At 49.4% G+C, this 23,972-nt stretch carries 25 protein-coding genes; 6 read left to right on the forward strand and 19 right to left on the reverse strand.

From position 1 onward, the window contains the following. Window positions 1-87: 87 nt before the first annotated feature. The 4 genes from AN963_RS10720 to AN963_RS10735 form a co-directional block, all read right to left on the reverse strand. Complete coding sequence (locus AN963_RS10720; protein ID WP_055744600.1) at window positions 88-987, reverse strand: DMT family transporter; 900 nt, start codon at window positions 985-987, stop codon at window positions 88-90. A 140-nt stretch (window positions 988-1,127) separates the two neighbouring features. After that, window positions 1,128-2,366, reverse strand: a complete 1,239-nt coding sequence (locus AN963_RS10725) for an MFS transporter (RefSeq protein WP_055744601.1) — start codon at window positions 2,364-2,366, stop codon at window positions 1,128-1,130. 3 nt (window positions 2,367-2,369) lie between these two features. Continuing rightward, complete coding sequence (moaC, locus tag AN963_RS10730) at window positions 2,370-2,852, reverse strand: cyclic pyranopterin monophosphate synthase MoaC (RefSeq protein ID WP_055744602.1); 483 nt, start codon at window positions 2,850-2,852, stop codon at window positions 2,370-2,372. Window positions 2,853-2,993: 141 nt separating this feature from the next. Next, window positions 2,994-3,797: a hypothetical protein gene (locus tag AN963_RS10735; protein WP_055744603.1), complete on the reverse strand. Its 804-nt coding sequence runs from the start codon at window positions 3,795-3,797 to the stop codon at window positions 2,994-2,996. A gap of 214 nt (window positions 3,798-4,011) precedes the next feature. Between AN963_RS10735 and AN963_RS10740 the strand changes: the two genes are divergently transcribed. Then, a complete protein-coding gene (locus AN963_RS10740; protein WP_055744604.1) occupies window positions 4,012-4,716 on the forward strand; it encodes a molybdenum cofactor biosynthesis protein in 705 nt (234 codons plus the stop codon). Between the two features lie 2 nt (window positions 4,717-4,718). After that, window positions 4,719-5,744: a ThiF family adenylyltransferase gene (locus AN963_RS10745; protein ID WP_055744605.1), complete on the forward strand. Its 1,026-nt coding sequence runs from the start codon at window positions 4,719-4,721 to the stop codon at window positions 5,742-5,744. 73 nt (window positions 5,745-5,817) lie between these two features. Here the strand turns inward: AN963_RS10745 and AN963_RS10750 are convergent, their stop codons facing one another. The 5 genes from AN963_RS10750 to AN963_RS30290 are packed head-to-tail and all read right to left on the reverse strand — an operon-like array spanning window position 5,818 to window position 9,830. Beyond that, complete coding sequence (locus AN963_RS10750; protein ID WP_055744606.1) at window positions 5,818-6,879, reverse strand: sensor histidine kinase; 1,062 nt, start codon at window positions 6,877-6,879, stop codon at window positions 5,818-5,820. Continuing rightward, window positions 6,876-7,550 (reverse strand): response regulator transcription factor, encoded by a 675-nt coding sequence (locus AN963_RS10755; RefSeq protein WP_055744607.1) that lies wholly within the window; start codon window positions 7,548-7,550, stop codon window positions 6,876-6,878. The genes AN963_RS10750 and AN963_RS10755 overlap by 4 nt, the downstream gene beginning before the upstream one ends. Before the next feature lie 5 nt (window positions 7,551-7,555). Beyond that, entirely contained in the window at window positions 7,556-9,313 is a 1,758-nt protein-coding gene (locus tag AN963_RS10760) for an ABC transporter ATP-binding protein (RefSeq protein WP_055744608.1), read from the reverse strand. A 5-nt stretch (window positions 9,314-9,318) separates the two neighbouring features. Continuing rightward, a complete protein-coding gene (locus AN963_RS10765) occupies window positions 9,319-9,708 on the reverse strand; it encodes an MFS transporter (protein ID WP_161827274.1) in 390 nt (129 codons plus the stop codon). Then, window positions 9,684-9,830 (reverse strand): MFS transporter, encoded by a 147-nt coding sequence (locus tag AN963_RS30290; RefSeq protein WP_236707946.1) that lies wholly within the window; start codon window positions 9,828-9,830, stop codon window positions 9,684-9,686. The genes AN963_RS10765 and AN963_RS30290 overlap by 25 nt, the downstream gene beginning before the upstream one ends. Window positions 9,831-10,247: 417 nt before the next feature. On the opposite strand from AN963_RS30290, the gene acnA reads away from it, so the two are divergent. Continuing rightward, window positions 10,248-12,977 (forward strand): aconitate hydratase AcnA, encoded by a 2,730-nt coding sequence (gene acnA, locus AN963_RS10770; RefSeq protein ID WP_055744610.1) that lies wholly within the window; start codon window positions 10,248-10,250, stop codon window positions 12,975-12,977. A gap of 82 nt (window positions 12,978-13,059) precedes the next feature. On the opposite strand, the gene AN963_RS10775 is transcribed toward acnA, so the two are convergent. Beyond that, window positions 13,060-13,992: a DMT family transporter gene (locus AN963_RS10775; protein ID WP_236707947.1), complete on the reverse strand. Its 933-nt coding sequence runs from the start codon at window positions 13,990-13,992 to the stop codon at window positions 13,060-13,062. Between the two features lie 154 nt (window positions 13,993-14,146). Here AN963_RS10775 and AN963_RS10780 point away from each other — a divergent pair, with 154 nt between their 5' ends. Next, entirely contained in the window at window positions 14,147-14,479 is a 333-nt protein-coding gene (locus tag AN963_RS10780) for a DUF3892 domain-containing protein (RefSeq protein ID WP_055744611.1), read from the forward strand. A gap of 52 nt (window positions 14,480-14,531) precedes the next feature. On the opposite strand, the gene AN963_RS10785 is transcribed toward AN963_RS10780, so the two are convergent. The 5 genes from AN963_RS10785 to AN963_RS10810 all read right to left on the reverse strand — a co-directional run bounded on the left by AN963_RS10785 (window position 14,532) and on the right by AN963_RS10810 (window position 17,991). Continuing rightward, window positions 14,532-15,281 carry a class I SAM-dependent methyltransferase gene (locus tag AN963_RS10785; RefSeq protein ID WP_055744612.1) on the reverse strand — a complete coding sequence of 250 codons (750 nt, stop codon included), beginning with the start codon at window positions 15,279-15,281 and terminating at the stop codon, window positions 14,532-14,534. Between the two features lie 21 nt (window positions 15,282-15,302). Further along, window positions 15,303-16,046, reverse strand: coding sequence for an MBL fold metallo-hydrolase (locus AN963_RS10790; RefSeq protein WP_055744613.1), 744 nt, complete (start codon window positions 16,044-16,046; stop codon window positions 15,303-15,305). An 80-nt stretch (window positions 16,047-16,126) separates the two neighbouring features. Continuing rightward, on the reverse strand, window positions 16,127-16,393 hold the full coding sequence (locus AN963_RS10795; protein WP_055744614.1) for a CD3324 family protein: 267 nt from the start codon (window positions 16,391-16,393) through the stop codon (window positions 16,127-16,129). 452 nt (window positions 16,394-16,845) lie between these two features. Then, complete coding sequence (locus tag AN963_RS10805; RefSeq protein ID WP_055744616.1) at window positions 16,846-17,349, reverse strand: DUF4188 domain-containing protein; 504 nt, start codon at window positions 17,347-17,349, stop codon at window positions 16,846-16,848. A gap of 9 nt (window positions 17,350-17,358) precedes the next feature. Next, on the reverse strand, window positions 17,359-17,991 hold the full coding sequence (locus AN963_RS10810) for a TetR/AcrR family transcriptional regulator (protein WP_055744617.1): 633 nt from the start codon (window positions 17,989-17,991) through the stop codon (window positions 17,359-17,361). Between the two features lie 169 nt (window positions 17,992-18,160). Here AN963_RS10810 and AN963_RS10815 point away from each other — a divergent pair, with 169 nt between their 5' ends. After that, entirely contained in the window at window positions 18,161-19,288 is a 1,128-nt protein-coding gene (locus AN963_RS10815) for a glycosyltransferase family protein (protein ID WP_055744618.1), read from the forward strand. Between the two features lie 183 nt (window positions 19,289-19,471). Here the strand turns inward: AN963_RS10815 and AN963_RS10820 are convergent, their stop codons facing one another. Beyond that, on the reverse strand, window positions 19,472-20,215 hold the full coding sequence (locus AN963_RS10820) for an IclR family transcriptional regulator (RefSeq protein ID WP_055744619.1): 744 nt from the start codon (window positions 20,213-20,215) through the stop codon (window positions 19,472-19,474). Between the two features lie 233 nt (window positions 20,216-20,448). Here AN963_RS10820 and AN963_RS10825 point away from each other — a divergent pair, with 233 nt between their 5' ends. Continuing rightward, window positions 20,449-21,174, forward strand: a complete 726-nt coding sequence (locus AN963_RS10825; protein ID WP_055744620.1) for a YheC/YheD family protein — start codon at window positions 20,449-20,451, stop codon at window positions 21,172-21,174. A 64-nt stretch (window positions 21,175-21,238) separates the two neighbouring features. Here the strand turns inward: AN963_RS10825 and AN963_RS10830 are convergent, their stop codons facing one another. The 3 genes from AN963_RS10830 to AN963_RS10840 form a co-directional block, all read right to left on the reverse strand. Further along, entirely contained in the window at window positions 21,239-22,066 is an 828-nt protein-coding gene (locus tag AN963_RS10830; protein ID WP_055744621.1) for an aldo/keto reductase, read from the reverse strand. Between the two features lie 102 nt (window positions 22,067-22,168). Beyond that, on the reverse strand, window positions 22,169-22,807 hold the full coding sequence (locus AN963_RS10835) for a pyridoxamine 5'-phosphate oxidase family protein (protein WP_055746247.1): 639 nt from the start codon (window positions 22,805-22,807) through the stop codon (window positions 22,169-22,171). Window positions 22,808-22,897: 90 nt separating this feature from the next. Next, window positions 22,898-23,878, reverse strand: coding sequence for a GntR family transcriptional regulator (locus AN963_RS10840; protein ID WP_055744622.1), 981 nt, complete (start codon window positions 23,876-23,878; stop codon window positions 22,898-22,900). Between the last annotated feature and the right edge of the window lie 94 nt (window positions 23,879-23,972).

Here is a 23,972-nt window from a genome sequence, read left to right on the forward strand (position 1 = left end):
CAAGTTTCGACAAGGACGCATGCTTACAAAAAAACAGACTGCCCATTTCGGTAGCCTGCTCCTTCATAGATCCTTTCTTCTTAGCTCTTATACCCCCGCTGTCACTTTCGCTTTTGGCTTTTCTTTCTTTCCTGACAAGAACACGCCTCCCACGATGAAGATCATCCCCGCCAACAAATTCCATGTAATCTCTTCATTCAGCAGCGTATATCCCCAAACGATCGCGCTGAGGGGAACTAAATAGGTAACCAGTGACGCGACTTCCGGCCCACCTTTTTGCACCAAATAATAATAGAGGATGTACGCGATCCCCGAACCGAACACCCCAATTCCCGCCAAGGCTGCGAGTGTACCGATCTCTACAAAGCCAGAGACGGAAAACGATTCCGTCGTAAACGCCACAACGCCACTGCCGATCATGGTACTGAGCAAAGTCCCAAAGGTGATCTGGTACATGGACAAGTTACCTGGCAGTCGCTTGGAGAGTTGTCCCCCGATGGCATAGCAGCAGGTCGCGGCCATCATGCAGAGAAAACCGATCATATCTACGGAAACAAGAGACACCGGATTCACGTCGAGCAAGACAATAATTCCACTAAAGGCGATAAGCATTCCAAGCCATTGCATGCGACCCGATACCGCCTTGAAAAAGAAAATCCCGATTGCCAATGTCCAGAGCGGTGTCGTCGCATTTAGAACCGACGCCATCGTACTCGTCACTCTCGTCTCACTGAACGCAATGAACGTCCAAGGGATGGCCGTGTTGATCAGAGCCATCGTCACCATCGGGCCCCACGCAATTTGTTTGAATCCAAACGGCTTTTTCAAGATGACCATCACCAACACGATCGTCAGAAAGCCGAGCGATGAGCGCAAAAATGCGATTGTCCACGGCCCGAAATCATGGAGCAGGATTTTCATAAAGTAAAACGATCCTCCCCAAATCAGACTAAGCAGGACTAACACGAGAAATAACGAACGAGACACTTCAATCCCTTCCTTCTTTGTTCTCTGGCTTTGCCGCACATTCATGCCTGTATTCTATCAGGCATTTGCTTCTTCTACCATCGAAGTTTGAATGCTGCAAATAAAAACAGAAAAAGACGCTCAAGGCGTCCTTTTTCCGTTTATTTCTCAATCGTTGTCGTGGCAATAACGCTGCGTTTGCTGCGCTTTTGGAAGGAGCTGTGCAGTACGAAAAAGGCGACAGACATGAGCGAAAGCCCAGCCATGATATAGAGCAGACCTTGCGCCTGAAAGTTTTGGAAGATTACGGCCCCGAGCAACGGTCCGAGCATTCGGCCAGCAGAACCCGTACCGGACACCAGGCCTTGGATGAAGCCTTCCTGTCCTTCTGGGGTAAACTCTGCCGCGACGGTTGGAACCGCTGGCCAGACGAGCATCTCACCGATTGTCATCACAAACATGGCGACTACAAAACCAGCGTATGCCGTCGTTTGGGACAAGATCAGCATCGACAAGGCAAAGACATACGTACCGAGCAACATCTGTGTTTTTAACGTCCGGGCAAAATGCTTGATCACCCAAGAAATGAGTGGCTGACCGAACAAAATCAAAGCTCCGTTCAGCGTCCAGAGCAAGCTGTATTGACGCAAGGAAATGCCCAATGATTGCATGTAGGTAGACAGCACCGTCGTCCATTGCACATACACAATCCAGCTGATCAAGAGTCCCGCGCACAGCAGCACCAGCGCTCCCCAGACGACTTTTTTAGGGGCCTCATTCAGAGCCGAAGACGCTGACTGATCAAGTTTTGTCACAGGCGCTTCCTCGAGAGCCTTCAAATGGCGAGGCAAAATGAGCACAAACATCGCGAAGACCACAACCTGCGCAAAGGCATTTCCGAAAAAAGTCCAGGCAAAGGACACGCTCGCCAGAACGCCACCCAGCGCAGACCCAGCTGCTACGCCTGCATTGAGTGCCACATAGATCAGATTAATCGCTTTGCGCCCACCTTCTGGCCACATGACCACTGCGAGCGCATTCATGACGGGAGACAGCGTCCCGTAAAACAAGCCATTCAGTAGCAAGAGAACCGTGTAAACCGTAAAGTCCGTTGTAAAACCGAGGCAAATAGAGATCACAATAATTCCAAAAGAGGAGAGTACGATCGTTTTCATTTTCCCCCAGCGGTCAAAGAGCATGCCGCCAGCTAAACTACCAATAAGAAATGCCCCTTGGTTCAACAACAGTAAAAAGCCTGCTACAGTTAGCGGCTTTCCTAAATAATCGTGAATATAAATGGTGACCAGTGGCCAAATACAAGCCATACCGGTAGAAAAAATGATGGCAGCAATCGCAAGGAGACGAATGCTGCTCGGATAGGATTTCCATGTCTGTCCCATGTGTTAGTTCTCTCCCCGCTGGAAGTCCCCACTTTTTCCGCCTGTTTTCAGGAGAAGGCTGGTCGGTCCAATGACCATTCCCTTGTCCATGGCTTTGCACATATCGTATACCGTCAGAGCAGCTACGCTCACTGCCGTTAGCGCTTCCATCTCTACTCCCGTTTTTCCGGTCGTTTTGACAGCTGCTTCGATCTCGACAGTCTCTTCATCCGTAAAGGTAAAACGGATATCGATACCCGTCAGTGGCAACGGATGGCACATCGGAATGATGTCCCACGTTTTTTTGGCAGCCATCACTCCTGCTACTTGGGCTACTGCCAGCACATCCCCCTTTTCCACACGTCCTTCGCGGATGCGCGTCAGCGTTTCCGGCTTCATGGTAATTTTACTGTGCGCTACGGCTTCTCGTTTGGTAATATCCTTTTCCGAAACATCTACCATGCGGGCACGGTTTTGTTCATTAAAATGGGTCAACTGGTCGTTCATGCTAGGCCTCCAAAAATAAGCGAAAATACGGATGAATCCCGTTTTTCGCTCCATTCGATCGATGATATTCTCTATCCTCTACCTTACTCTGGCTTCCTTATAAAAGCAATCAGAATGTAAATGGTTCCAAGGTCCAATTCTTTACCAGGATGCAAGCTCAGAGATCGCAACACCCTTCTTCGTGAGAGTACTTTGCATGGGGCTCTGAAACCCCTTCTCCGTACGTATATGCTGATTATGAAACGAGAAGCAGTAGATCTTTTCAAAATTCGCGTGCAAGGCGAAATACACAAGCCCTTCATCTGGAACGACGATCAAGGATAGCTGAGTAGGAAAATCTCCACCTTGTTGTACGGCATCTTGCAGGATGGAAAAGCAAGTCTCCAGCTCAAGCTGCTCCTGAAGTGAGGTTAGCCGCTCAGAAACGGCCTGATAGCGATCCGCTCCAGGGACTTCCCCTGTGATACACTCGTTTTCATTCCGTTCAAACAACGAAAAGTTCGTCATGACCAAAAAATTCGGATCGACGTTAGCTACGTCTAACGCCCCCTTCCCAGGTTCGACGACCCACGCCTGTTGATTTCTACCAGCAATCAGACTCTGTACGCTATGCCCGGGTACATTCACAAGGACATGATCACCCACAAATGCGGACACATCAGCAAGAGCAAGCTTTTCTCCCAAGACATCCTCAAACAGCTTCATAATATGGACGCAATTTTTCCCACGCCGATACTTTCCCGCCTCATTCTCCTTTACCATATGGAGATTCATAAACGTCCCGCTTTTGTTGATTCCAAACGCGGGTAAAAACTGTCCGTGTTCTTCTTGCAGAACAATTAGCTGGCTGTCCTTTTGATAGACCAGCTTGATGGGACGCATGGAAATATCAAAATTCATACCAATCAAAGTACGTGTCCCGTAAACCACAAAGCTTGTACACATGGCGGTGTTTCCCCTTTCTTCCTCTTTCTCGATCGCTTTTCTTTTACTATAACATTCATGGAAATCATTTGAAATTCACACACAACGCATCCATTTGAAAATTCAGTCAAATCCACTTCCCCAGCCCCTCGATCATTGGCATCTTGCCTGTATTATGATATCTTCAAGCCATAGAGAATCATTATTTATCAACGGGAAATGAGGAATTGCATTGATGACTGTTACGATCTTGTTGTTTGCCGGTCTGGCCGAGCGAGCCAATGAACGTGAAATTCAAATAACCCTGCCTGAGCAAGCAAGTGTTCGTGATCTGTTGGGTGCCGTCGCCCACCAGCACCCTGCACTCGCTCCACTGCTCAGCAGTTGTTTCGTTTCGATTAACCATGAGTATGCAGCGACAGATCGAATGATCTCCATAGAAGACGAGATCGCCCTGTTGCCACCTGTAAGTGGAGGGGAAGAACCGCGTTTTTCCATTACAGAGGAGCCGCTCAGTGCCGACAAGCTGGTTCGCCTCGTCAGCAATCCGCATGCCGGAGCGATCCTCACCTTTGTAGGAACGGTACGTGAATTCACACACGGACAACGCACCGTGTACCTCTCTTACGAAGCCTATGCGCCAATGGCAGTGGAAAAGATGAAGCAGGTCGCTGCTGAAATCGAAGAACGCTGGCCAGGTGCTCAGGTCGCCATGCAACACCGCATTGGAGATCTACAAGTAGAAGAGATCGCTGTCGTCGTGGCTGTCGCGACCGCGCATCGAAACGAATCGTTCGAGGCAGGCCGATATGCCATCGAGCGACTAAAACAAATTGTCCCGATCTGGAAAAAAGAAATGTGGGAAGACGGTAGCGAGTGGAAAGGCCACCAGCAAGGACCTTGGGACCCTATCTCGAAGTACGAAGAAGGAGGGAAATAATAGTGGATACTCGCTATTCCCGCCAGATCCTGTTTGGTCCGATCGGTCGCAGTGGACAGGAAAAGCTCGGCCACAGCCGCGTCGCTATCGTCGGGATGGGAGCCCTCGGCACTGTGCTCTCCAATCACATGGTTCGCGCCGGAGTAGGATTTGTCCGTCTGATTGATCGTGACTTTGTGGAACCAAGCAATCTGCAGCGCCAAATGCTGTACGACGAGTCAGATGCAGCGGAACATTTGCCAAAAGCAATCGCTGCTCACGCCAAGCTGTCGCGCATTAACTCCCAAGTCACGATCGAGCCTATCGTAGCTGATCTGACTGCTTACAACGCGGAGGAGCTACTCGCCGATGTGGATCTGGTACTCGATGCGACAGACAATTTTCAAGTTCGTTATTTGGTCAACGACGTCTGTGTGAAACACGGCATCCCTTGGGTCTACGGTGGTGCTGTCAGTGCGACAGGTACCTTCACCGCAATTCGTCCGGGTGAAACACCTTGTCTGCGTTGTCTGTTTCCCGAAGCACCGAATCCGGGTGAAATGGCGACATGCGATACAGCCGGTGTCATCGGTCCGATCATTCATATCGTTGCCTCTTATCAGGCTACGGAGGCGTTCAAAATGCTCGTCGGCGCTACAGACGCACTCAATCCGAATCTGGAGCACTTCGAGATTTGGAATAACCGCCATCAACAAATCAAAGTAAGCAACGGTCGCCGCACGGATTGCCCATGCTGCGGACAGCGCGAGTTTGCCTTCTTGCATCCAGAAACACAGGATGGACAGGCCGTATCACTATGCGGCCGCGATACTGTACAAATTTCTCCGGCTGCCCATATGTCTCTCGATCTGGACGGTCTCGCCGAAAGACTCGCTCCGTTAGGGCAGGTAGAACGCAACAAGTTTTTGCTGCGTTTCCGTGTCGAGCCACACACACTGGTCGTATTCCCTGATGGTCGAGTGCTCGTGCAAGGTACGGATGACATCGCTCAAGCACGGACTCTTCATGCGAAATATATAGGGGCGTAAACGTAACGAACAGGGGCGATCTCTACTGTCAAAAAATGACAACACCAAGATCGCCACTGTTTCATTTGAACCCTTATACAGCTGCTGATACCGGTAGAGTTACGATGAATGTCGTCCCTTCTCCCAGCTCGCTTTGCACGCTGATGGTCCCTTGATGCAAATCAATGATCTTTTTCACAATGGACAGTCCCAACCCACTACCGCCACCAGTCCGATTGCGCGATTTATCTGCCTTGAAGAACCTCTCGAATACGCGTTCCTGGTCCTCTTTTGCGATTCCGATGCCCGTGTCGGTTACACGCACGATCACTTCTTGCCCTGTGCCCTGTAGTTGGACCTGAAGACGACCGCCCTGCGGAGTAAACTTGATACTGTTGCTGATCAAATTGTTCCAGACTTGATTCAGCATCTCCTCATCAGCCACGATCTCTACCTTTTCCAACGCAATGTCCAGCTCTAGCTCCTTTTCCATCCATTGCGGCTCGCATGCCAGGATAATTCGCCGCAATTGTTGATCGAGATTGTATTTTGTCCGCTCGACTGGGTGCTGCCTGCCCTCCAGTGACGTGAGCTTGAGTAAATTTTCACTGATTTTGGACAAGCGCGCGCTCTCCGTTTCAATGATCTCCAGATAGTGCATCCGTTCCTCGCGTGTGAGGCTGTCATTTTGCAACGCTCTGGCAAAACCACTGATCGAAGTCAGAGGAGATTGAATCTCGTGGGATACGTTCGAAATAAACTCCTGTCGCAGCTGCTCCATTTCATTTAGCTGCTCCGCCATATGGTTGATCCCATCCACCAGCTCGCCCCAATGGTGATCCATTTTCACATCCAGATTGACACTGAAATCCCCCTTGGAAATTCTGCGCAGGGCATCGATCAGCATACGGAAGAGATCCATATGACGTCGAGGAAAAAATCGCGAAACCAAAAACATCGTTCCTACGAAGAAGAAAAAGCCGAGAATGCCACTTGTCACACCTCTAGCGAAATCGGATGCTTGCGGCCACACTTTTGGCAGCATGGAAAAGGTAATTCCATACGCTGCCGACCAGCAAGCCCCAAGAACAATCAGGAAGCCTAGGGTAGCAAGCATCTTGAGACCGATATGCTTTCTCCTCCGTGGCTCGCTCATCGATTCACCTCCAGACGATAGCCCAGACCGCGAATCGTCCGGATCAGAAATCCATACTCCTCCGCTGGAAAGCGTTCACGCAGCCTGTTGATATGCACATCCACCGTCCGTTCGTTGCCTTCAAAATCATACCCCCAGATCTGCTCAATCAACTGCTCTCTGGAGAGTGTTTTGCCGGAATAACTCCCCAGCGTGAACAGAAGCTCAAACTCCTTCAACGGAATGCTCAACAGCTTATCGCCATTCGTAGCCTCAAACGTTTGCCGATTCAACTGCAGGTTGCCGACCTGCACGATATGGGAGCTGGCGATACGGTATCGCTTTAAAAGTGCCTTGACCCGAACGACGAGCTCAGCAGGCTCAAATGGCTTGACGAGATAATCATCCGTACCTAGCTCAAAGCCTTTGATTTTTTGGGCGGTCTCTCCCTTTGCCGTCAGCATGAGCAAGGGAATGTCGTAGAGGTCACGCAGCTCCCGGCACAGCTCCCAGCCATCCATGTTCGGCATCATGATGTCGAGAACGACTAGATCTGCGGAGGTACTTTCCAGCTTGGACAAAGCCTCTACTCCATCTGCTGCTTCTGTGATTTCAAAGCCTTCCCGTTGCAAAAAGACTTTGACCAACTCCCGAATGTGTGGGTCGTCGTCCACAACCATCACTCTGGTCATTTCCCTTACACCCTTTCTTTCACGCGCAGCTGCTGTGTAGCAAATTCACGGTACAAATCATGGGTTTGGAACAGCTGCGCATGGACTCCCCTGCCTGTAATCTTTCCTTTTTCCATAAACAGAATCTGGTCCGCATCCACAACGGTTGACAGGCGATGGGCGATGACGAGTGTGGTGCGTCCCTTCATTAGATTAGCGAGAGCCTGCTGCACGACCTGCTCTGATTTACTGTCCAGACTAGAGGTCGCTTCATCCAGCATCAGGATTTGCGGGTCCCGGAGCAAAGCTCGTGCGATCCCGATACGCTGGCGTTGCCCTCCGGATAGCTTTACACCTCGCTCCCCGACTTGCGTTTCGTATGCGTCAGGAAATTCTTCGATAAACTGATCGGCATAGGCCATGGCTGCCGCTTGTTTGAGCTCTACATCGCTAATTTCTCTATCCAGTCCGTAGCAAATATTTTCCCGAATCGTCCCTGCGATCAGCGGACTTTCCTGGGATACATAGCCAATCTTACTGCGCCAGGAAGCCAGTGTAAAATCTTGGATGGGCTCGTCACCGAGACGGATCTCGCCACTCACTGGTTGATAATAACGTTCGAGCAAAGAGAACATCGTGGTTTTCCCGCTGCCACTCGGTCCGACAATCGCGGTGACCTTTCCTGGCTCAATTATAAAGCTCACGTCTTCCAAAATCGTCTCGCCACTATCGTAGGCAAAGCTCACGCGATCCACATGAATGGGCAAGTCAGCCCTTTTTAATTCTCGGCCAGATACGTGGTCCTCCTCTTCGGCACCCAGCGTTTCAATAATCCGCTCTGTCGCTCCCATCGCTTTTTGCAATTGGGTGAAAAACTGTGTGAACTGCCCCAAAGGCATCACAATTTGGACGAGGTACAATATGAAAGCAACAAGTCCGCCTGCAGTTAGCGCACCCGTTGCGACGCGCATCCCGCCATACCCCATGATGACCACCAGGAGTACCATCATGACAAAGGAAATCAATGGCCCAATCATTGCCTGCACCCGGCCTTCCTTGAGCCCATAGCGGAACAGATTGTCGATCCCTTTCTTTCCACTCTCGTACTCATGTGGCTCCGCATTGGAGGACTTGACCAGACGGACTTCCGAGAGGACTTGGTTCATGATAGTCGTAAAGCTTGCGGTCTCATCCTGCAACCCTTTCGAGATACGGTACATTTGTCGTCCTAACGGAAACAGGATAAAGAATGAAAAGGGAACGGCAATCAGCATCACCAAGGTCATCTGCCAGTCGAGGTACAAGAGTGTTGCGATCGAGCCGATAATGGCGATGACACCGGTGAAGAAATTGGACAAATGCTCTGTGATCAACCCTTTGACGACACCCGTATCATTGGTCATGCGGCTGATGGTGTCTCCCGTTCGATGATTGTCGTAATAAGAGACAGGCAGAACCAGCAGCTTTTTCCACAGACGATCCCGTAGAGCAGCCACAATACTTTGCCCGACATGATTGAGCAAATAGATGGAGAGTCCTCCAGCGATGGCTTGCGCGATAAAGGCAAGCGCCAAGAGGACGATTTGACCACGGCTGATGGAAGAAAGCGTAAAGCTGTCCACGAGGTCCTTGGTGAAGAGCGGGATAACAAGACTCACCAGCGTCGTGGCGATGCTCAGAAACAAGGCGATTCCGACTTTCCATTTGGAAGGCTTTGTTTCTTTTATTAATTGAAAGAACGGGCGCCAGTTAGCCTTTGTTCTTTCTGCTTGATTTGTTTTCATGGTAGTTATCTCCTTACTTGAACAGATTGTAGATCTGACTTGTCTTGCCTGATCAATCGTGCTTTTCCTAGAAAAAAGGCTGCCATCCATGCGGTGATGACGAAAAACAGGCCGAATGTATAGACGTGCTGGATGGAAATCGTCAGGACCGATTGCATATGCATCATTGCTCCCATCAGACTGACTCCGATGGTACTCCCCATGGATCGGATGAATCCGAAAAAGGAAGTCACGACTCCACGCTGTTGTTTGCCCACTTCACTTTGCTGCATCGCCGTGCCCAAGACCGGCATGAGGGGGCCCATCCCCAATCCCGCTACTATCATATACGTACCAACCATCAGTAAGGTTGTATGTGCGTCCAACATTCTTAGCAATCCAAATCCGACTGCCATGATGAACAAGCTGCTCCAAACATGTACATCCGTTTGCGTCCATACAGGTCTGCGAGCTTTCCATAGATCGGCATGCTCGTTGTAGACGTCAGCATGTAAATGGAAAAGACCCAGCTGTACAATGAGATTCCTTCCAGTTCCTGGACCACGGTTGGCATTGTCGTAGCGTAATCGTCTGGTCGAGGGAGGACAACAAAAGACCCATGAGCAAGCCGGTCAAAATCAGCTTCGGGCTTGACTTCTTTCCGCTTACCATCCTTCTTCTCTCCTTAGGATAAAGGTTGATGAAATGCGTTCATCCCCTTGCTAGAGAAAAGATACCGTATGAATGTAAACGGAATATAAACGGGATAATACGGAGGTTAGGTTCCTATATAAAGAGCGGATGCCTATTTTTTCTCCCATGATTTTTGTATATAAATGATGAATTTGGGGTAGATGACAAGAAACAAATCGAGTATAATAGGTTCGTAATGTAGGAAACGAAACTGCGTTTCACTAGATGAAACCCCAAGAATTCTTTAGGGAGGTTGTATACATTGGCTAACAAAGATGCTTACAAAGTAAAATCTTCCCTGCAAGTAGGCGACAAGTCTTTTGCGTTTTATCGCCTGCAAGGGTTGGAAGAACAAGGCCTCGGAGATGTTTCCAAACTGCCGTTCTCCATTAAAGTACTGCTCGAAGCAGCTGTACGTCAATTTGATGGCCGTGCTATCACCAAAGAACACGTACAACAACTGGCGACCTGGACAAAAGGCCGCGACGAAAACCAAGAAGTACCTCTCATGCCTGCACGTATCGTGCTGCAAGACTTCACCGGTGTACCTGCCGTTGTAGACTTGGCTGCTATGCGTATCGCAATGAAACGCGCTGGTGGAGATCCAAAACGAATCAACCCACTCGTACCGGTTGACCTCGTTATTGACCACTCCGTAATGGTTGACGATTTCGGAAACCCTGCGGCTCTGGACAACAACATGAAACTGGAATTCGAACGCAACCAAGAGCGCTACCGCTTCCTGCGTTGGGCACAAACTGCGTTTGACAACTTCCGTGCGGTTCCTCCAGCAACGGGTATCGTTCACCAAGTGAACTTGGAGTACTTGGCAACTGTGATCGCTACTCGTGAAGTAGATGGCGAACTGGTAGCTTTCCCTGACTCTCTCGTAGGTACTGACTCCCACACCACGATGATCAACGGTCTTGGTGTTCTTGGTTGGGGCGTTGGCGGTATCGAGGCAGAAGCAGGAATGCTCGGCCAACCTCTGTATTTCGTAACACCAGAAGTCGTTGGTTTCAAACTGACTGGCACACTGAATGCCGGTGCAACTGCAACTGACCTGGCTCTGACTGTTACCCAAATGCTGCGTAAAAAAGGCGTTGTAGGTAAATTCGTGGAGTTCTACGGACCAGGCCTGTCCAACATCTCGTTGGCTGACCGTGCTACTGTCGCAAACATGGCTCCTGAATACGGTGCTACTATGGGCTTCTTCCCAGTAGACTCCGAAACGCTCAACTATATGCGTCAAACAGGTCGCGAAGAAGATCTGATCTCCCTGGTGGAAACTTACACCAAAGCACAAGGTCTCTTCCGTACTGACGAAACTCCAGACCCAGTATTCTCCGAAACATTGGAACTGGATCTGTCCACAGTAGTTCCTAGCTTGGCTGGTCCAAAACGTCCACAAGACCGCGTAGAATTGACTGCTATGAAGGAATCCTTCAACAACAGCCTGCGTACGCCGATCGACAAAGGCGGTTTTGGTCTTTCCGAAGAGAAAATCGCAGCTTCCGCTCCAGTTGCTTATGCTAACGGCGAGAACGCTACTTTGAAAACAGGTGCAGTTGTTATCGCAGCGATCACTTCCTGTACCAATACTTCTAACCCAAGCGTAATGCTCGGCGCTGGTATCCTGGCGAAAAAAGCAGTGGAAAAAGGTCTGACGAAACCAGCTTTCGTAAAGAGCTCCCTGGCTCCAGGTTCCCGCGTAGTTACCCAGTACTTGGTCGACGCAGGTCTGATCGAATCCTTGAACACCATCGGTTTCAACGTCGTAGGCTATGGTTGCACCACTTGCATCGGTAACTCCGGTCCATTGCCAGAGGAAACCAGCAAAGCAATCGCAGATGAAGATCTAACAGTAGCTGCTGTACTGTCCGGTAACCGTAACTTTGAAGGCCGTATCCATGCACAGGTAAAAGCGAACTACCTCGCTTCTCCTCCATTGGTTATCGCCTATGCACTGGCTGGTACTGTAGATATCGACCTGTCCACAGAGCCAATCGGCACTGGCAAAGACGGTCAACCTGTATACCTGAAAGACATCTGGCCAACTCCACAAGAAATCTCGGAAGCAATGGGTAAAGCAATGAACCCAGCCCTGTTCCGTGCTGAATACGGTAACGTCTTCACGCAAAACGAAGCTTGGAACCAAATCGACGTTCCAACTGGCGATCTGTACGAGTGGGATGAAAAATCCACCTACATCCAAGAACCGCCATTCTTCAAAAACCTGGCTGGCGACATTGCGGCTATCGCTGACATCAAAGCAGCGAACACCATCGCTCTGTTCGGTGACTCTGTGACAACGGACCACATCTCCCCAGCTGGTAACATCTCGCCTACTAGCCCTGCAGGTCTCTATCTGCAAGCAAACGGCGTAGAACGCAAAGACTTCAACTCCTACGGTGCTCGTCGTGGTAGCCACGATGTTATGATGCGCGGTACGTTTGCAAACATCCGTATCCGTAACCAAGTGGCTCCTGGCACTGAAGGTGGCGTAACGAAATACCTGCCAACAGACGAAGTCATGTCCATCTACGATGCTTCCATGAAGTATCAAGCAGACGGTACTCCACTCGTTGTATTGGCTGGTAAAGAGTACGGTACTGGTTCTTCCCGTGACTGGGCAGCAAAAGGTACATTCCTCTTGGGCATCAAAGCTGTTATTGCTGAGAGCTTCGAGCGTATCCACCGTGCAAACCTGGTAGGTATGGGCGTACTGCCTCTGCAATTCGCAGATGGCCAAAGCTGGAAAACCTTGGGCATCGACGGTACTGAGTCCTTCAGCATTGTAGGTCTCTCCGATGACGTTCAACCAGGCCAACGCGTGAAAGTACTCGCTACCCGTAAAGACGGCAGCAGCTTCGAATTCGAAGTCATCGTTCGTCTGGACTCCATGGTAGACGTAGACTACTACCGCAATGGTGGTATCCTGCAAACCGTTCTGCGTCAATTGCTGGACGAAGGCAAACCAGTTAACGCATAAGATTACTTTTCAAATAAGTTCGTTACAGCACCCACCCAATAAAAGAGGCAGCCATCGTTCGTTCGATGGACTGCCTCTTTTGCTATATCGTTTTCCTGTCCATGACTTCAGCAGATTGCTTCGCCTTTCTCCTCTTCCACTGCTGATCAATCAAACCGGAAGCGAACGTAACACCGATAAAGACGAGCAGTCCTCCCCACACTTGTGCCTGCGTGATGCTGTCCCCGAGAATAACACTGATCATCGCCGTAAATACCGGGATCAGATTCAGCGTGATGCCTGCCTGACTCGCTCCCACTGCCCGTACGGATACATTCCAGAATACAAAGGAGCAAATAGACGGAAAGAGTACGATATACAGAATGCCAGAGAAAGCCAAGGGGCTAAGGATGGAGAAATCAATTCCCTGAACAATGGCAAACGGCAGCATCATGATCGCTGCCAAGAAGGTCGAAGCGGCTGTCGCCGTAACGGGAGGAACCCCCTTCACTCTCTTGCCAATAATGGAATACAGCGTCCATACCAACACACAGCACAGTACCAGCAAATCGCCCTGGTTGTATTGCGCCTGAAAAACGCGCACGATATTTCCTTGGGTCAAAATAACGAGCACTCCGAGCAGCGATAGAATAAATCCGGATGCCTGAATACGTGATACCTTTTCACGCAAGAAAAATACCGAAAGCAAGACGATGACGACGGGATTGAGAGCCGTCACCAATGCAGCATTGGTAGCGGAAGTGTGCTTCAGCGATGTGTACAAGAGTACATTAAATCCGATGACGCCGAGCAAGCCCATGAAGGAAAGCGGAAGCCATGCCTTTGCTGCCTGCTTCCAATCTGGCTTTTCCAGGACTTGTGCCAAGGGGATTAATACGAGGAGTGCCAATACCCACCTCGCAAAAGTCAGCCATAAAGGAGTCATCTCGGTAACGACAAACTTGCCAAACACGTAATTCCCTGCCCAAAACAAATTGCAAAACATCAGCAACCACCAAGCTCGATTTTTCCCCAACGTTTCCACTCCTCTTTTGCAGACGATCTCTTATTGTGGTCTCGTACCTCCCAGTATCCTCGTTCTTTTTTATTATTTCAATATTTAAACTTCCGTTGATGCGCATGACTTCAGCGTATCATAGACACCCTTACCTATAGAGGGGGAATCTGACGTGAATCCATCCAATGAAAAAGACTTTGCACAGATCTACGCCGAATACAAAGCGAATGGCGAGCAACAGGCTATGGTGGAAAACGGCAGCACAAATGGCCAAGCGGTCCCGGGCAAGGAGCAGATCGTCGCTGTACGTAAAAACGACGATGGGGATTTGATCGCGTTTAAGACAGATTCGGGCAGGGAGCTAGACTACATCACTGCCTTAACGGAAGCGAAAACAGGAAAACTCGCTCATGTCGACGTCTTCCATAAATACGGGCGCGACATTTTGCGCAGCGAGCCTGATGGAATCAAGGAAAACAACCTGGACAACTTGCCTGGCTTTTGAGAAATAGAACAAAAAGGTCGCCTGCTGGACTAGGCGACCTCTTTCTATTTATTCATCGTAATGAGCCAGCATGTGGTTTTTCAGCAGAAATCATCAAGAACATCGGTCTACGAATTTCATCCTTCATCCAGTCATCCCCCACCATCTCTTCAGGAGGCATGGGTTCTTTCACGACTTTGATGACGAAGCCCGCCTGAATGACGTCGTTCATATACGTCGCAATCGTGCGGTGATATTTGATCACATTCTCGGCTAGAAAAGAAGTGACGCGCATCCCCTCTGCCTGATAATTGTCAACTGGCCAGTGCAGGCGATTTCCCTGCTCATCTACAAACCAATCCTGTTCTTTTCGAGAAGTAAAGATCGGATGCTCGACTGAAAAAAGAAACGTTCCCCCTGGCTTCAGACAGTCATATATCTTTTGACAAAGCTCTCCAAAGGACTCGACGTAGTGGAACGCAAGCGAGCTGATCACTACATCAAATTGGTCATTTGCAAATGCGATGTCCTCAACTGCCATTTGCGTGTAGGTGATAGCAGGATCATGAGTCTGTTCTCGTGCTTTTTTCAGCATTTTTTCAGACAGGTCTACCCCTACTACTGAGCTTGCCTGTTGCTCACGGACATACCGACAATGCCAGCCGTACCCACATCCCAAATCAAGGACATGTTTGTATCGAAGGTCTGGCAGCAATGATCTGAATACATGCCATTCTCCCGCAGCCTCAAGTCCATTTATGGAACGAGACATTTTTTGATACGCGGAAAAGAATTCAGGATCATCGTATTTGTTTTGTTTCATCGGATTTCACCTCTACGTTTATCATCCCTTGGAAGTATGCGCAAGAATGAGCTGGCGAAGAGCTTGCTTCGCATCTCCTTGAAACAATCCACCGTGATAGCAAACGATCTGCTCGATGTCATAGGTAAGCAAGCGCTGGATGGAATGAATCGCCTCTTCCATATCCAGTGTAAACTGCGGATTGGCAATCGCAAGCTTCCCGTCCTCCATCACGACAGCATCCCCAGCGATCAGCGTTTTTGTGGTAGCCAGATACAGGGAGATATGGCCAGCCATATGTCCTGGCGTGTGTACGATTTCAATACCACCGCACCAGGGCAGTTTTTCCCCATGTGTAACCATTTGATCGACAGGTGCCGGTTCCAGGGACTGCAAGAAGTGAATGAACTGTTCCGCGTGCCCTCTCGCTTCCCCCGACAATTCATCAAGAGAAGATTCCGCCTGTTCCAGTCGCAACGACTTTTGCTTTCCTTCCACAAAAGGCACTTCCAGCTCGTGAGCGATGATGTCCATCTGCGGGTACGTCCGCTTCAACGCAGCAAGGGAACCGATATGATCGATATCGTGATGGGTCACGATCAACTTGGTAATGGAATCGAGCTGAATACCACAGCGGGCAACCGCTTCTTCAAGCAGCCCCATAAAGTCAGGGTATCCACAGTCGACGAGAATCGTATCATGTTCATCTTGTAAAAGCACCGGAGTCAGGGATTGACTTTGGCCGTTATTCGCAAACTCGATTTCGAGTAGATGGATAGTGCTCATATGTACCTCCTCATTCCTTCGCCATTACACTTAGCTTACTGCAGGGAATGAGGAGAAGAAAGTTCGTTCATGATACAGAATCAACGTTGTCCGCGTATGATTCTGCGGATGCTATGTTCCGTCAGATAGTAGTGCAAGGCGAGCGTCTTTACCGAGCTTCCAGAGCGATACGCTTGCACGATCGACTCGTTTCGCTCCCGCAAAATTTGCTTAGACTCGGTGCACTCCCCCCATTGTTTTTTATCTTCTTCTCGAATGGGGATGTACAAATAGCTGCCTTGCGTATATTCCTGAATGCTGCGCAGAAGTTTTTCCGGCAACATTTTTTCTGCATTTACATATTTCATTTCGCTTTGCTCCTATCTATATAACGTCTATTTCCGTATATAGAGAAGCAAAGAGTTCCAGCTTACGTTATGGAGTAGGCTCTAAACAAAGATCTTTTGGAACTCTTTGCTCAGAGCCACATCCGGCAACGCGAACAAATGTGGTAGCCATGGATTCACCTCCGCACTGCCTTTCTTCCCACAGTGTACACCTGTGCTATACAATACTGCTACTACTCTTTTAAGCTAAAAGTTTACCTGAGATCGACTCTTTTGGGGTGCCTTGCCACTACTCCCCCTCCAGACGTCCCTCCTCCTAGACCCGTCTGCACCAGAACGCGCAGCCAACGGATATGGTTTGTATACGGGGAGATCCATCTGGCCTCTTTCCGCTGCCTGCGAGCGATGTTTCCTGGCTTTTGTGTTGCCCTCACATGTGACGTACTCAGGAATATTCAAAACTATTCGTCTCTTCATTGCGAAGGTGTCGGCACAGCAGGCTCATTGTCTCCTCCCAAGCGTCGCCGCGACGTCTCTCTCTTACCAACTGCAGGAAGATGTTCACCTGCCTTGGCCAATCCCCAGACAGGCATGTTTCCATAGATGCACTCGTATTTTCCCGCTTCCACTAGATACGTCTCGTGAAAAATTCCGACGGTTCCATCCGTTCCTACTGATTGATTGAACTTCCTCCAGGCACTCAAGTGATTGTGACTGTTTCTCGCGTAGTTTTCCAGGTGCTCGTAGGATCGCCAATACTGGATTTGCGTAATTTCACGCATATTGAAATGCGCCGTACTCCCCAAAAATCCAAGTTCGGGATGCTCATACAGCTCTTTGAGCATGCCCCCCATGGCAGTAGCGACCGGTACCCATTTATGAACGGCCAACAAACGGTTTACGCGCATACCGATAATCAAAACGACAAAAGGGCCCTCCAACTGTGCCGTGAATCTTCCTGGTACTACTTTTGCCACTGGGTTCACCTACCTGATCAAAAGTTTGAGGTGCATCTCGTAATACGCCATGTAATCCGTAGAGCGAAAAAGATGGGCAGATAAATAGGCCCCGTAAAAGATAGAAAACAGCAGTACCACCGCCTCATGTTCCGTTAGGTGTGCAACTAGCTCTCCATCTTCTCGAACCTCTTTCACGCATCGTTGAAAAATACGATCCAATGTAACCTCTTCTACTCCTGCTGTTGTTTCTCGTTCGGGAAACAGTAGCCAGAGCTCGGTTTCTGAGAGCTTGGGTACCCAAGGATGCATTTTTTGCTCTGACAAAAAGCTGATCAGACTGAGCATGATCCCCGGGTGCTTCGCGGCATCCTCCGTCACTTTGCCAAAGATGTAGCGTACTGCCTCCCATCCCCGTTTGCCTGAATCCACGAGCTCCAGATAGCACTGTGCCTGCCACACGCTCATGAAGTAAATGAGCAGATCCTCTTTTTGGGGAAAGAACTTGAAGAAGGTGACTTTCGAAACGTCCGCCTGCTGACAGATGTCCTCCACGAGTACCCTTCGAAAGGAACGCTCTCCGCTCAAGTCCAGACTGGCTTGTAGCAAATCGAGCTTGGTCTTCGCCTTTTTCTTTTCTCGCAACGATATCTTCACGCTCATGATGATCTCCTGTAAAGTCTCTGTTTTCTTTATGTTAGTATAAAGATTAACTCAAGTAAAGTTTTTTGCAATAATAAATGATTATCCTCTCGTGATTTTCTCTTTTCGGGTAGCCAATCGCCTTCTTTCCCAATACCATAGTGAAGAGCCCTGCGAAGGAGAGAATCACGTGAGAGTCTGTTTTTATTGCAATCTCATCGAATTCAAGCCAAAGGGAAACGTCTTGCAGTTTTTCATTTTGCTGCGTGCCCTGGATCGCAAGCTTGCCCAATTGTCAGCAAGCGAGCGGCAACAATATGTTTTTGAATGCGTCCTCCCTTTCCGATTTCGCGATGGAATGGGTGGCTTTACATTTCGGCACATCCGCTTTCATCAGGCTGACGAACCCATTCAGGAAATTATCCGGAGGGATCGCAAGCGACCGTACGACTTCATCTTCATTCGAGGCCGCAATGAAGCTGTGAAGCTGTTGAGAAAAAAGCGATCATTTGGCCCGAAGCTGTTGTTTTTAGCCATTCAATACAATTTGCATGACCCGTACATCATGCGACGGCTAGACTATGTGTTCCGCCATGCGCGGGTCGTCTTTTTTCAAACCGAACCTAATGCCGAGCGATACCGTACGTACCAGCTGCAAAATGGCACCTACTCAAACCAAGAGCTGCTCCGAAAAATACAGGTGCTCCCTCAGTTTGTAGAGCCTATGCACGACCTCTCATTAACTCGGTCCCCGTCTGATCCCCTCGATCTGATTCAGGCTGGAGTCATACGACCTCGCTACGGCCTACCTGTAGCTACAAAAGCAATCCGCCTCATCCGTAAGCAGTTTCCAAAAGCAAAGCTACGGGTGCTCTACCCATCCATCGTAGGGAAGTATCGCAAGCAGGCAGAGAAATTACTGCGTACGCCAGGTGTCGCCGATCACGGTCAGAAATCGATGTGGAAAACAAAAGAAATGATCGTCAAAAGCGGTATTGGCGTAGCGCTGCTCTACGACAATACGCAAGACCGCAACCCTTCCCATTCGTACCTGTCGCGGATCCTAGAGTGTATGGGTCTCGGTGTTCCCGTTCTGACGACGCGAACGATTGGAAATCTCGCCTTGCTCGGAGCTAGCTACCCCTTGTTCGTAGAAGATGCACATGATATCGTGTACCACTACGAAAATCTGAACAACCCCGTTTTCTATGAAGAAATGTGTCGTTATGTCAAAGAACGCGGGCAACGTTTCCTCGCCGATGAGGCAGTGAAATCTTTTTGGGACGTGATGCATGACGAATACAAACGCGGGATCTAGTTAGAAAACTTGGCTGCGCCAATCTTTTTTGGTGAAGCCTTAGTACCCAAAGGGCACTAGTCTCGCCATCTCACTATCATTCGAGGTCTCGCTATGTTGAACTTATACTGGATAGGAATCTTATAAATTCCTATCTGTGCAAAAAAGCCAACACGCTGCATGGGCAGTCGAGTTGGCTTTTGTCTATTTCATCATTTTCCCCATGCGGTACGCCGCCTCTTTAATAAAGGGAGCGTACTGCCTCATTTTTTCCTGTGTCAGTCGGTTAGATGGCCCAGAAGCAGCAATCGATGCCACCAACTGTCCATTCCGGTTAAAGATTGGAGCTGCCACCGCTGCGGTTCCTAACTCCCGCTCTTCTACGCTCGTAGCAAAGCCTTGCTGCTTGATTTGTTCCAGTTGCTCCGCATAGGATTCCCGGCTCACAAAGTCCGGCCAATCGGGATCTTGCAAAAGCTCCTGCGCCACTGATTCTTCCGTATACGCGACTAACACCTTGCTGGACGCTCCTACCGTCAACGGCATGCGGGCTCCAATAGGGGCCACCCTACGGATCGGTTGCTTGCTTTGTACCGCCTGAATACGAATCCGTTCGTTCCCATCCCGCACGTACAAGCTGATCGTTTCTTCTACCAAATCACGCAGCCGCTCCATTTCCGGCAATAGCATAATGGCAGGGTCGTCGTTATGAGTAAGGTTTGCGGACAATTCCCAGATTCGAAAGCCAAGACGATATTTTTCTGTCTGGACGTCCCTGATGAGAAAGCCTTTGTTTTCTAGCGTTGCCAGCAAACGATGCACCGTGCTTTTATGCAACGAGAGTCGACTGGAGATTTCACTCAGGCCCAAATCGGTAGCATCCGTAAAACAAAGCAGGATATCCAGACCCCGTTCAACCGCCCGCACGTTTGCTTTTTGTTCTTCCATCTTTCTTACACCTGCTTCCTTCGTGGTTCCGTACGTTTCATCTGATGAAACTAATATGCTACTTTTCAGTATACGAAAAAAATGTGCATAGTAAAGAGCTTAAATCACACACCGTGTTATTTGTTCCCGTTTCCTAACAGGTAGGGCACTCCCACAAGCGATGAAACAAAAGGTACATACATTAGAAGAGAAACACCTCTTGTTTCAGATCAGGATTGGGGGAATGACCTCACATGGCTAGAAGCGAAACAAAATTGACCAAATACTACGTACTGCGCGCCAGTTCCCCACTCGTAGGGGCACTGCCGCACACTAGGCCTTTTAGCAAAAGGTCTCTCTATGCTTTTCTCGATCGGTATCGCAAGGTGATCGCCAAACCAGCCTCTGGCAGCGGTGGCGCAGGAGTCATCATGATATCCAGCCACGGGCAAAGCTCATATCGTGTTCAGCGTGGGGCGACGCGGCGAACTACCCGTGGAAAAAAAGGCACCTATCTATATTTGCGCAGGAATATCAGGACTCGTTATTTGGTCCAGCGTTGCATTTCCCTTGCCCGCATAAATGGGCGTCCTTTTGATGTACGCGTGATGGTCCAGAGGCGCTCAGGCTCTCATTGGGTCGTCACAGGTATGCTCGCCAAAGTAGCAGGCAGAGGGTACATCATTACCAACGTCAAGCGCAGTGGCGGGCGTGTTCTCCCCCTGCGCACCGCCATCCGACGTGCATCGATCCGCAGGTCCTCCACCGATGCCATCATCGCACGTCTACACCGTATCGCTCTGCTCGCTGCAAACAGGCTAGCCACCTACTATACTCACCAACGGGTATTCGGCTTAGACATGGGCATTGACGCGAATGGCAGGGTGTGGATCATCGAAGCCAACCTGCGCCCGGATATCTCCCTGTTTCTCAAGCTATCGGATAAACAGATGTACCGCAAGATCGTGAGCTATCAGTAAACAGCCAGGTACGAAAAAAGGGTAGCCGCTTTCAACGGCTCCCTTTCTTTTTCAGGAAGGTATGTTAGAAATTGAAATTGTCCGGGTCAGCCCCAAAACGTTTGTTTTCATTAAGGGCGTTGATTTTTTCCACATCTTCTGCACTGAGTGAAAAGTCAAACACATCTGCGTTTTGACGAATTCGCTCTGGTGTGATCGATTTTGGAATGGTCACGACTTGTTTGTCCAAATCCCAGCGGATTACGATCTGTGCTGGTGATTTGCCGTACTTTTGCCCCAGCTCCACTAGCAACGGATGATCGAGATTCCCTTGCATAAGTGGGCTCCACGCTTCCATCTGAATGTGATGCTCTTGGCAGTAAGCGAGCAATTCTTTCTGGGTGAGCAGTGGATGGTATTCGACCTGGTTGACGACCGGAGTGACTTCGCTGTTCTGGCGCAAATCCTCCAGATGGTGACTATGGAAGTTGCTGACACCAATCGCGCGTACATAACCATCGCGATACAGTTTCTCCAATGCTTTCCACGTCTCTACATACTTGCCTTTGACTGGCCAGTGGATCAGATACAAATCCAGTGTCTCGATACCGAGTTTTTTCACACTATCATCGAATGCTTTCAGCGTGGATTCATAGCCTTGATCGGCATTCCACACCTTGGTCGTGATGAACAGCTGATCCCGATCGATACCGGCTTGACGGATTCCGTCACCAACACCAACCTCGTTGCCATAGACGGCAGCCGTGTCGATACTGCGGTACCCCGCTTCAATGGCAGAACGGACAGCGAGTGTTACTTCGTCACCGTCTTTCACCTTCCAGACACCCAGTCCTAGCCAAGGCATCTTCACCCCGTTGTTCAATACCGAACTATCCGTGATATGTGTTGCCATCTGATCTCCTCCCGTCGTCCGCTAAATATGTACGTACAATAAGTAAGTGTAGCACAAGTGGACTACCAAAAAAAGGGTTTCAAATGCACATACCCTGTTTGTTTAATACAAGCGATTTTTATAGCTGTCCGCCAAGCTGGAAGCCACATCTTTTGCGGTCACATCCGGGAGCTTCACATGATCAGCCAGCACCTGGGACATATTCGGGATCGACTCTTTCTGCGGCCATTTTTCTGGATTCCAAAGTCCGGAACGCATGAAGGCCTTTGCGCAATGCACGTAGCATTCTTCCACTTGCACGGCAATCCCAACAGCAGGTACTTTACCGTTTACGGCCATTTTTTCGAGTACTTCTGGGTCGCGCATGACACAGGCTCGTCCGTTAATGCGAAGCGTTTCTTCCAAGGTAGGAATGATGAAAATCAAACCGACATGCGGGTTTGCCAGTACATTTCGTAGTGAGTCCATACGCTTGTTACCAGGACGCTCGGGAATCACTAGATGGCGATCATCGAGTACATGTACAAAACCCGGTGCGTCTCCCCTCGGGGATGCATCACAGTTGCCATCCACGTCAGCTGTCGAGAGAATGAGAAACGGCGCTTTTGCTATATAATCACGGCAATGTTCATCCAAATGATTGATCGACTTGTTTTGAACCAGACGACTAGGTTCACCGAGTAACTCTCGTAGCTGGGATTCTTCGGTTATGACTTCTCGAAATTTTTCGAATCCATGCACGCTGAACACCTCTTTTTCCATGTTTTGGTTTGTATACCCTTTTCCCATGATAACATAAAGTGTGCTGCATCCCCTGTGCTCTTCTCGTTCTCAGTCGTTCATGTTGTCATAAAGTGCTCGCTTGCCTTCTACATACTGCTGGATGTAGTGAACCGATTGGGCACTGAGACAACGATCTTCTACCATCATCGGGGTATATCGGGAGAGTCGCTGCAAATAAGAGCTGACAATACTCGTACTCACGATAAGATCTGGTTTGGCCTCAATAATCGCGTCCAGTGACGCTGGATATTCCAACGAGCCAATGAGCAGCTCCACATGTGACATTTCCGCATTGACGATCGATTGGCGAAAATTATCCGCTCCTTGCCACGTCGTCCCCGCGATCCCCACCTTGCTTCCGGCTGGCAGTTCATGCAGTCTCTTGATACTCTGCAGATTCGATTCCATGAGGCATGCGATGACCTTGGGTTCATTCTCGCCGCACAGCCGTGTGATGATAGGCTGCACTTCTTCCACATGGAGGAACGTCGTTACGATCAGGTCGTAGTAGCCACTCTGGATGCTGCTTCCGAGCAAATCCAAGTCCTTGATTAGGCAAGGCTTCACGACGTATCCGGTCGCTTTCTCCAATTCCACCGCGTATTCTTGCGCTTGTGGGACGTTGCACTCGACAAATAGCAGGACAGGCTTGGTCGCTTTCCTGAGTGAGTATCCCATCGTCATCGATGTTCCGGAAAAAGCATGAGGATCATCGGGCTGTTCTTGAGACATTTCCATGTCCAGCTCTTGGTCCAAAGCTGCCCCCAGGATTCGGTCGCTTCCATGAGGAGGCTGGGAATGTACAAATACACCATCGTCTGAATTGGTCTGGACATACCCCTCCTGCTCCAGCTCTGTATATGCTTTTTGTACGGTATTTCCGTTCATGCGCAAAAAACCAGCAAGCTCTCTTGCGCTAGGCAATTGCTCTTGGGGTTGATAAAGTCTCTCATGAATTAACGTCTTAATCTGTTCCTTCAGTTGAACATGTATGGGAATGGAGAGAGTTTCGTTGACAGACACTTTCATCGGGTCACCTCTGACAAGAAAGGATGCAAGATACAGTCATCGTACAATGCTTCAGTGATTTCTAGCAAGAGCGAACTATCAGATAATAGGACTG

It is taken from the genome of Brevibacillus choshinensis, assembly GCF_001420695.1.
Lineage (GTDB): Bacteria > Bacillota > Bacilli > Brevibacillales > Brevibacillaceae > Brevibacillus > Brevibacillus choshinensis.